10 protein-coding genes and 1 tRNA gene are annotated in these 8,149 nt (G+C 71.8%); 1 reads left to right on the forward strand and 10 read right to left on the reverse strand.

The features are described from left to right. Positions 1-50 precede the first annotated feature (50 nt). A complete protein-coding gene (locus VGI02_RS12860; RefSeq protein ID WP_331627779.1) occupies positions 51-1,781 on the reverse strand; it encodes an AMP-binding protein in 1,731 nt (576 codons plus the stop codon). 104 nt (positions 1,782-1,885) lie between these two features. After that, positions 1,886-2,107, reverse strand: coding sequence for a DUF3618 domain-containing protein (locus VGI02_RS12865; protein ID WP_331627780.1), 222 nt, complete (start codon positions 2,105-2,107; stop codon positions 1,886-1,888). A gap of 179 nt (positions 2,108-2,286) precedes the next feature. Here VGI02_RS12865 and bcp point away from each other — a divergent pair, with 179 nt between their 5' ends. Then, positions 2,287-2,760, forward strand: coding sequence for a thioredoxin-dependent thiol peroxidase (bcp, locus tag VGI02_RS12870; protein WP_331627781.1), 474 nt, complete (start codon positions 2,287-2,289; stop codon positions 2,758-2,760). A gap of 1 nt (position 2,761) precedes the next feature. On the opposite strand, the gene VGI02_RS12875 is transcribed toward bcp, so the two are convergent. The 8 genes from VGI02_RS12875 to VGI02_RS12910 form a co-directional block, all read right to left on the reverse strand. Next, positions 2,762-2,835, reverse strand: a tRNA-Leu gene (locus VGI02_RS12875). Positions 2,836-2,919: 84 nt separating this feature from the next. Further along, on the reverse strand, positions 2,920-3,753 hold the full coding sequence (locus VGI02_RS12880) for an alpha/beta fold hydrolase (protein WP_331627782.1): 834 nt from the start codon (positions 3,751-3,753) through the stop codon (positions 2,920-2,922). 4 nt (positions 3,754-3,757) lie between these two features. After that, a complete protein-coding gene (locus VGI02_RS12885) occupies positions 3,758-4,354 on the reverse strand; it encodes a class I SAM-dependent methyltransferase (RefSeq protein ID WP_331627783.1) in 597 nt (198 codons plus the stop codon). Positions 4,355-4,359: 5 nt separating this feature from the next. Next, on the reverse strand, positions 4,360-5,013 hold the full coding sequence (gene rdgB, locus VGI02_RS12890) for an RdgB/HAM1 family non-canonical purine NTP pyrophosphatase (protein ID WP_331627784.1): 654 nt from the start codon (positions 5,011-5,013) through the stop codon (positions 4,360-4,362). Further along, a complete protein-coding gene (rph, locus tag VGI02_RS12895; protein ID WP_230734461.1) occupies positions 5,010-5,753 on the reverse strand; it encodes a ribonuclease PH in 744 nt (247 codons plus the stop codon). Before rph ends, rdgB begins: the two co-directional genes overlap by 4 nt. A 62-nt stretch (positions 5,754-5,815) precedes the next feature. Further along, complete coding sequence (locus VGI02_RS12900; protein ID WP_331627785.1) at positions 5,816-6,574, reverse strand: MBL fold metallo-hydrolase; 759 nt, start codon at positions 6,572-6,574, stop codon at positions 5,816-5,818. Positions 6,575-6,583: 9 nt separating this feature from the next. Then, positions 6,584-7,237, reverse strand: a complete 654-nt coding sequence (locus VGI02_RS12905; RefSeq protein WP_331627786.1) for a rhomboid family intramembrane serine protease — start codon at positions 7,235-7,237, stop codon at positions 6,584-6,586. 47 nt (positions 7,238-7,284) lie between these two features. After that, positions 7,285-8,149: PLP-dependent cysteine synthase family protein (locus VGI02_RS12910; RefSeq protein ID WP_331627787.1), on the reverse strand; the 865-nt coding region annotated here is incomplete at its 5' end.

Consider the following 8,149-nt stretch of genomic DNA (forward strand, 5'->3'; position numbering starts at 1 on the left):
CTGCTGGTCGATCTCGGCGTACCGGGGTACGACCGGGAACGAGAACCCGCTCACGACGACCGCAGACCCAGCGACTCGTCGGACCACTCGCCCTCGGGAACCTCCGTTCCGGAGGGACGCAGCTCGGTCTCCCGGCCCCGCAGCTCGACCCGGCGGATCTTCCCCGAGATCGTCTTGGGCAGCTCCGCGAACTCCAGGCGGCGCACCCGCTTGTAGGCCGGGAGGTGCTCGCGGGCGTACTCCAGGATCGCCCGCGCGGCCTTCTCGTCGGGCTCCCACCCGCGGGCCAGCACCACGTAGGCCTTGGGTACGGCCAGGCGCAGCGGGTCCGGCGACGGCACGACGGCGGCCTCGGCCACGGCCTCGTGCTCGAGCAGCACACTCTCCAGCTCGAACGGCGAGATGCGGTAGTCGCTGGCCTTGAAGACGTCGTCGGACCGGCCGACATAGGTGATGTAGCCGTCCGCGTCACGGGAGCCGACGTCACCGGTGTGGTAGTACCCGCCGCGCATGACCTCGGCGTTGCGCTCGTCGTCGTCGGCGTACCCGACCATCAACCCGATCGGCCGACGGGACAGGTCGACGCAGATCTCGCCCTCCTCGCCGACCTCCCCGCTCACCGGGTCCACCAGCGCGATCTCGAACCCCGGCAGCGGCCGGCCCATCGAGCCGTCCTTCACCAGCGACCCCGGGGTGTTCGCGATCTGCAGGGAGGACTCGGTCTGCCCGAACCCGTCGCGGATCGTCAGACCCCACGCGTCGCGGACCTGCTCGATGACCTCGGGGTTCAGCGGCTCACCCGCGCCGACGAGTTCGCGCATCGGCACGGTCCAGCGGCCCAGGTCGGCCTGGATGAGCATGCGCCAGACCGTCGGCGGCGCGCAGAACGTCGTGACGCCCTTGTCCACCAGGGTCTTCAGCATCGCGTCGGCGTCGAAGCGGCTGTAGTTGTAGATGAAGATCGTCGCCTCGGCGCACCACGGCGCGAAGACGTTCGACCACGCGTGCTTCGCCCAGCCCGGCGAGGAGATGTTGCAGTGGACGTCGCCGGGCTCCAGGCCGATCCAGTACATCGTCGAGAGGTGCCCGACGGGGTAGGACACGTGCGTGTGCTGCACCAGCTTGGGCTTCGCCGTGGTGCCCGAGGTGAAGTAGAGGAGCAGCGTGTCCGACGCCTTCGTCGGGCCGTCGGGCTCGAAGGTCTCCGACGACGAGTCGGCGTCGGCGAAGTCCAGCCAGCCGTCCGGCGTCGAGGGCCCGACGGCGACCCGGGTGTAGTCACCGGGCACGTCGTCGAACTTGTCGACGTCGGCGTCCCGGACGACGACGTGCTTGGCGGCGCCCCGGTCGATGCGGTCGCGCAGGTCGGCCGCACCGAGCATCGGCGTCGAGGGGATGAGCACCGCGCCGAGCTTCATCGTGGCGAGGATCGTGTCCCACAGCTCGACCTGGTTGGCGAGCATGAGGATGATCCGGTCGCCCCGCGTGACGCCGTGCGAGCGCAGCCAGTTCGCCACGCGGTTGGACCGCCGGGTCATCTCCGCGAAGGAGAACTTCCCCTCGCTGCCGTCCTGCTCGACGATCCACAGTGCCGGCCGGTCGGCGGACGCCGGGTCCGCCCCGATCGCGTCGAAGTGCTCGAGCGCCCAGTTGAACTCGTCCAGCTCGGGCCAGGCGAAATCGCGACGCGCGGCGTCGTAGTCGGTCTGGCGCTCGACCAGGAGGTCGCGCGCGGCGCGGAACCGCTGCGCGGCGGGAGTCAGGGGCGACGACGACGTCACAGCGGGGAACCTCCGAGAGCTCCGGGAACGACAAGGGCGGGCGCTCCGAGGTTCCTATCACCTCGGGGCACCCGCCCACAGCCGTCGGTTCGGCCGATCGTGGCCTACTTGAGCAGCTTGCGCAGCAGCAGGAGCCCGATCACCGCACCTGCGGCGATCACGCCGTACTTGATCTTCGGGTCGGCCCACTTCTCGGCCGCCATCTCCTTGCCCTGCTCGCTGAGCCGCTGCGGGTTCGCGCGATCCGAGAGCTCGTCCAGCGCTCCGGCCAGAGCCTCGCGCGCCTGTTCGATCTCCCGCTCGATGGTGTCCGGGTCGCGTGCCACGGAGCCTCCCTCGTCCTGTCCGGTCCGACTGCGCCGTTCCCGGCTGCCGGTCTGATTCTCGACGCAGCCCGTTGCCTGCTGCCGCCCATCGTGGCCGCAACGTCACGCGACGGCCGTGCGCACCCGCGACGACTCGCCGCACGGTCCGCGATCACATGCGAGCGGTATCCTGCCCGCCCGTGGCCTCCGATAACCGTCTGACCCCGGGTGACGCTGCCCCGGAGTTCTCACTGACCTCCGACACCGACGAGACGGTGTCGCTCGCGGACTACCGCGGCGGCCGCGTCATCGTCTACTTCTATCCCGCCGCCAGCACGCCGGGGTGCACGAAGGAGGCCTGCGACTTCACCGAGAACCTGGCCACCTTCAACGACGCCGGCATCTCGGTGGTGGGCATCTCCCCTGACAAGCCGGCGAAGCTCGCCAAGTTCCGCGCCGACGAGGGACTGACGTTCCCGCTGCTCTCGGACCCGGAGAAGGCCACGATGCAGGCCTACGGCGCCTGGGGCGAGAAGACGATGTACGGCCGCACCTCGATGGGCGTCATCCGCTCGACGTTCCTGGTCGACGCCGAGGGCAAGGTCGAGGACGCGCAGTACGGCGTGAAGGCCACCGGTCATGTGGGCCGGTTGCTGCGCGATCTGAAGCTCTGAGTGCCGGCGACGGGATTCGAACCCGCACTGGGCGGCACCTAAAGCCGCTCTCTCTGCCATTTGGAGTACACCGGCTCGGGTTCACCACCCTAGTGTCCGGCGCACCGAGCGGACCTTCACGGCTGCCATGACGACCGTGAGCGTCCACTCGGGGCCGGGTTACAGATAGCCGCGCACCTCGTCGGCCATCTCCGCCGCCGCCTCGAGCGGGGTGAAGTGGCCGACGTCGTCGAGCACCTGCACGCTGGCCCGCGGGAGCAACTCGGTCACGTTCGGTGCGAAGTCCGGCGGGAACAGCGGGTCCAGGGCTCCCCACACCACGCTCGCCGGGACGTCCACCGGTTCCGGCAGCGGGCCGCCCTCCGCGATCGCGAGCGCTCCGTAGAGGGTCGACGAGCCGGACCGGTACCAGTTCAGTGACGTCGTGAACGCGCCCGGCCTCGAGTAGGCCTCCACCAGGGCTTCGTCCACCGCCGCGGCCGGTCGCGCACCCCAGTGCGACCAGAAGTGCTCGAGATACGCCCGCACGGCTCCCGGGTTGCCGTCGACCAACCGTGAGCACAGCTCGAGCTGGTGGAAGTCCTGGTACCAGAACTCGGCCCGCCGATGCGGGTCCAGAGCGGCGGACACGAACGTCGACGGCGCGAGCGCGTTCCCGACGACGAGCGCCCGGACCCGCTCGGGAGCCCTGCGGGTCAGCGCGATCGCCGTGGTCACCCCGACGTCGTATCCCACGACGACAGCGGGCTCCAGCGACAGCGAATCCACCAGCTCGATCAGTGCCGTCACCATCGCCTCGCGCGAGAAGTCCGACGGCGGGCGCAGCTCGTCGCCCGGTGCGAACGACTCCCCGAAGCCCGGCAGGTGCGGGACGACGACCTCCGCCTCGCCGGCGAGCAGCGGGGTCAGGAGCCGATAGTCCGACGTGCCGCCCGGCCAGCCGTGCAGGCACAGCACGGCAGGCCCGGTCCCGGAACGCTCGACGGCGAGCACGACCTCACACCCCTCCGGCGCGGACCTCCATCACCCGGAAGCCCGCGTTCGACGACACTCTCGACACCGAGTACCCCTGATCGCCCAACCATCGCGCCAGCGAGTCCGACCCGAGGTTCTTCGACACGACGAGGTAGGACGGTCCGCCCACCCGCGGCAGCCACTCGACGAGCAGGTCGTGCAGCGCTGCCTTGCCGGAGCGGATCGGCGGGTTCGACCACATCCCGGCGAAGACGACGTCCTCGGGCACCTCGTCCGGGCGGCACGCGTGCACGTTGCCCAGGCCCGCCGCCTCGGCGTTCGCGCGCACCAGGTCGAGCGCCCGGGAGTTCACATCGACCGCCCAGACCGTCGAGGTCGGCCGGATCGTCGCGAGCCACAGCGAGATCGGTCCCCAACCGCAGCCGAGGTCGAGCAGGTCCCCACCGGCCGACGGCTCGGGCGCGTGCTCCAGCAGGACCCGCGTGCCCTTGTCGAGGCGCCCGCGCGCGAAGACCCCGGAGTCGGTGGTGACCTCCAGCGACAGCCCCCGCACGTCGAGCCGCGCCGGGGTCGGTGACGACGGCGTGGTCGGCTGCTCGGCGAAGTACTGGTCGGCCACGGGTCTCAGTCCGCGAGCAGGGTCCGCAGCCGCGGGGCGAGCGCGCGGAAGGCCCGGGTGCGGTGGGAGACGGCGTCCTTCTCGGCCGACGACATCTCCGCCGAGGTCCTGGTCTCGCCCTCGGGGACGAACGCCGGGTCGTACCCGAATCCGTTGAGGCCCCGGGGCGAGCGGATCAGGCGGCCGGGCCACTGCTCGGTGACCACGATCTCGCGCCCGTCGGGGTGCGCGGCGGCCGCGGCGCACACGAACGCCGCCCCGCGCCGCTCCTCGGGCACGTCCGAGAGCTGGTCCAGGACGAGCGCCAGATTCCGGGCGTCCTTCTCCCGCCGGTCACCGGCACCCCCCGACCACCGCGCCGAGAGCACCCCCGGCATCCCGTTGAGGGCATCGACCGCCAGCCCGGAGTCGTCGGCGACGGCGAGCATGCCGGTCGCGGCGGTGGCGTCGCGGGCCTTGGCGAGGGAGTTCTCCGCGAACGTCGCGCCGGTCTCCGGCGCCTCGTCGAAGGCCTCGACCTCGTCGAGCCCGACGATGCGCACGCCCTCGACGCCCAGCCCGGCCACGACGCGGCGCAGTTCGGCCAGCTTGGCGTCGTTGCGGGTCGCGAGCAGGACGTCCCGCGTGGTCGCCGGATCACGGACCTCAGCGCTGCTCACGGCAGCTCGCCCGGGTACGGCTCGGCGAGCGCGGCGGCCTGGATCTCGGTGAGCCGCGCGATGCCGGCCAGCGAGGAGTCGAGCATGGCGTCCAGCGTCGCCCGCGTGTACGTCGCGCCCTCGCCGGTGCCCTGGACCTCGACGAGCGTGCCCGCGTCGGTGGCGACCACGTTCATGTCGACCTCGGCGCGACTGTCCTCGGAGTACGGCAGGTCGAGCCGCACGCGGCCGTCGACGACGCCGACCGACACCGCGGCGATGGAGCAGGACAACGGCTGCGGGTCGGCGAGGCGCTTGTGCGCCTTGAGCCAGGTGACGGCGTCGGCGAGGGCCACGTACGCGCCGGTGATGGCCGCCGTGCGGGTGCCGCCGTCGGCCTGGAGGACGTCGCAGTCGAGCTGGATGGTGTTCTCGCCGAGCGCCTTGAGGTCGATCGCCGCGCGCAGCGAGCGCCCGACGAGCCTGCTGATCTCGTGGGTGCGGCCACCGACGCGACCCTTCACCGACTCGCGGTCGCTGCGGGTGTGGGTGGCCGAGGGCAGCATCGCGTATTCGGCGGTCAGCCACCCGAGGCCGGAGTCCCGGCGCCAGCGCGGGACGCCCTCCGTGACGCTCGCGGCGCACAGCACCCGGGTGCTGCCGAAGGAGACGAGGACCGAACCCGCGGGATGCTGTTGGAACCCGCGGCGGATCTCGATGGGGCGGAGCTCGTCGTCGGACCTGCCGTCACTGCGTGCCACGGGCGACCACCCTAGAGAACCCGCCGGCGGGGCGGGGCGGCGCGGACCCCGTTCGGGCCCGGTCAGATGGTGTAGTGCGCGTCCGGGCGTACCAGCTCGGCCGGCCCGTCGAACTGCTCGCGCGCCTCGGTGAGCAGGTCCTCGCCGTCGTACCAGGCCGGGACGTGGGTGATGAGCAGCCGTTTCACCCCGGCCTCGCGGGCCGCCCGGCCCGCCTGGGTGCCGGAGAGGTGCACCCCCGGCGGGCGGTCCGGGGAGTCGGTCCAGGTCGCCTCGCACAGCAGGACGTCCGCCCGGCTCGCGAGCTCGACGAGGCCGCGGCACGGCCCGGTGTCTCCGGAGTAGACGAGCGTGCGGCCCTGGTGCTCGAGGCGCACCCCGTAGGCCTCGCAGGGATGGTCGACCGGCTCGCTCGACAGCGCGATGTCCCCGATGCGGGCCGGGCCGTCGGCGAAGACGTGGTAATCGAAGACGTCGGTGAGGTCGGTGGCCACGCGCTCGTCGGACGACGGGGCGTACGCCACCGCGAGGCGGACCTCCGACTCGCTGGGCCCGTGCAGCGGCAGGACCTTGCCCGGGCCGTCCGGGTGGTAGCGGCGGTGCACGACGAACCCGGAGACGTCGGCGCAGTGGTCCGGGTGCAGATGGGAGAGGACGAGCGCGTCGAGGTCGAACGGGTCCATGTGGCGCTGGAGGGGCCCGAACGTGCCGTTCCCCAGGTCCATGACGAGCGTCGTCTCCCGGGTCCTCACGAGGTAGCCCGACGCCGGTGAGGTGGGTCCGGCTCCGCTGCCCGAGCACCCCAGGACGATCAATTCCACGCGGGCACCCTACGGTCCGATAGGAGAGGGCGACACCGGGCCGGTGGGAGGGCTGCGGCGCGCGGTCCGGCGGTCGGCCGAGGCGACCAGGCGAGCGGCGAGGACGCCCGAGAGGGCCCCGAACAGGTGGGCCTGCCAGGAGACGCCGGGCGTGCCCGGCAGGATTCCCCACAGCACTCCGCCGTAAAGCAGCAGCAGGACGACGGCGAGCGCGATCTGGCGTCCGGAGCGGGCGAAGAAGCCGTGGAACAGCAGGAACGCCAGCCACCCGAAGATGACTCCGGACGCGCCGATCGTGACGCCGAAGCCGCCCGTCAGCCACGTGAGGAAGCCACCGAGCAGCCAGATCAGCGCCGTGACCGCGAGGAACTGGCCGAACCCGCCCGCGAGCACGAGAAAGCCGAGGATGAAGAAGGGCAGCGAGTTGGCGATCAGGTGCGCCCAGCCCGCATGCAGCAGCGGTGCCCAGATGATGCCGGCGAGCCCGTCCACCTGACGCGGCTCGATGCCGTCCTGGTCGAGCGCGCCGCCGAACACGAACTGGTCGGCCGCCTCGATCAGCCACAGCACGGCGAGGAAGAAGAACATCCCGATGGCCGCGCGCAGCGGGTTCGCCGGGAACACCCGCGGCTTCGCCGGGGCCACCGATCCGGGAGTGCTCACACCAGCGAGAGTACCGCCGCGGATGCCGGGAGAGCGTGAGGAACCGGTCAGGCCCAGAGCTGGCCCTCGAGCCCCTCCGCGGCCTCCTCGAGGGTGCCGGAGTACGCCCCGGTGGACAGGTACTTCCACCCGCCGTCGCACACGACCATGACGATGTCGGCCTCGTCGTCGCTGCCCGCGGCCTTCTCGGCCTGGGCCAGCGCGGCGTGCAGGATCCCGCCGGTGGAGATGCCGGCGAAGATGCCCTCCTGCTCGACGAGCTGGCGGGTGCGGCGCAGCGCGTCGTACGCGCCGACCGAGTAGCGCCCGGTCAGCACGTCGGGGTCGTAGAGCTCGGGGACGAAGCCCTCGGAGATGTTGCGCAGGCCGTACACCAGCTCGCCGTAGCGCGGCTCGGCAGCGATGATCTGACAGTCCGGCTTGTGCTCGCGCAGGTAGCGGCCGGTCCCCACGAGGGTTCCCGTGGTGCCGAGGCCCGCGACGAAGTGCGTGATCGTCGGCATGTCCCGCAGAATCTCCGGGCCGGTGCCCTCGTAGTGCGCGAGCGCGTTGGCCGGGTTGCCGTACTGGTAGAGCATCACCCAGTCCGGGTGCTCCGCGGCGATCTCCTTGGCGGTGGCCACCGCCTGGTTCGAGCCGCCCGCCGCCGGCGAGAAGATGATCCTCGCGCCGTACATCTCCAGCAGCTGGCGGCGCTCCGCCGAGGTGTTCTCGGGCATGACGCACACCAGCTCGTAGCCCTTGAGCTTGGCCGCCATCGCCAGCGAGATGCCGGTGTTGCCGGAGGTCGGCTCGAGGATCGTGGTGCCGGGCGTGAGCCGCCCGTCCTCCTCGGCCTGGGTGATCATGCGGAGCGCGGGGCGGTCCTTGATCGAGCCGGTGGGGTTGCGGTCCTCCAGCTTCGCCCACAGC

It is taken from the genome of Actinomycetospora sp., assembly GCF_036497245.1.
GTDB lineage: Bacteria > Actinomycetota > Actinomycetes > Mycobacteriales > Pseudonocardiaceae > Actinomycetospora.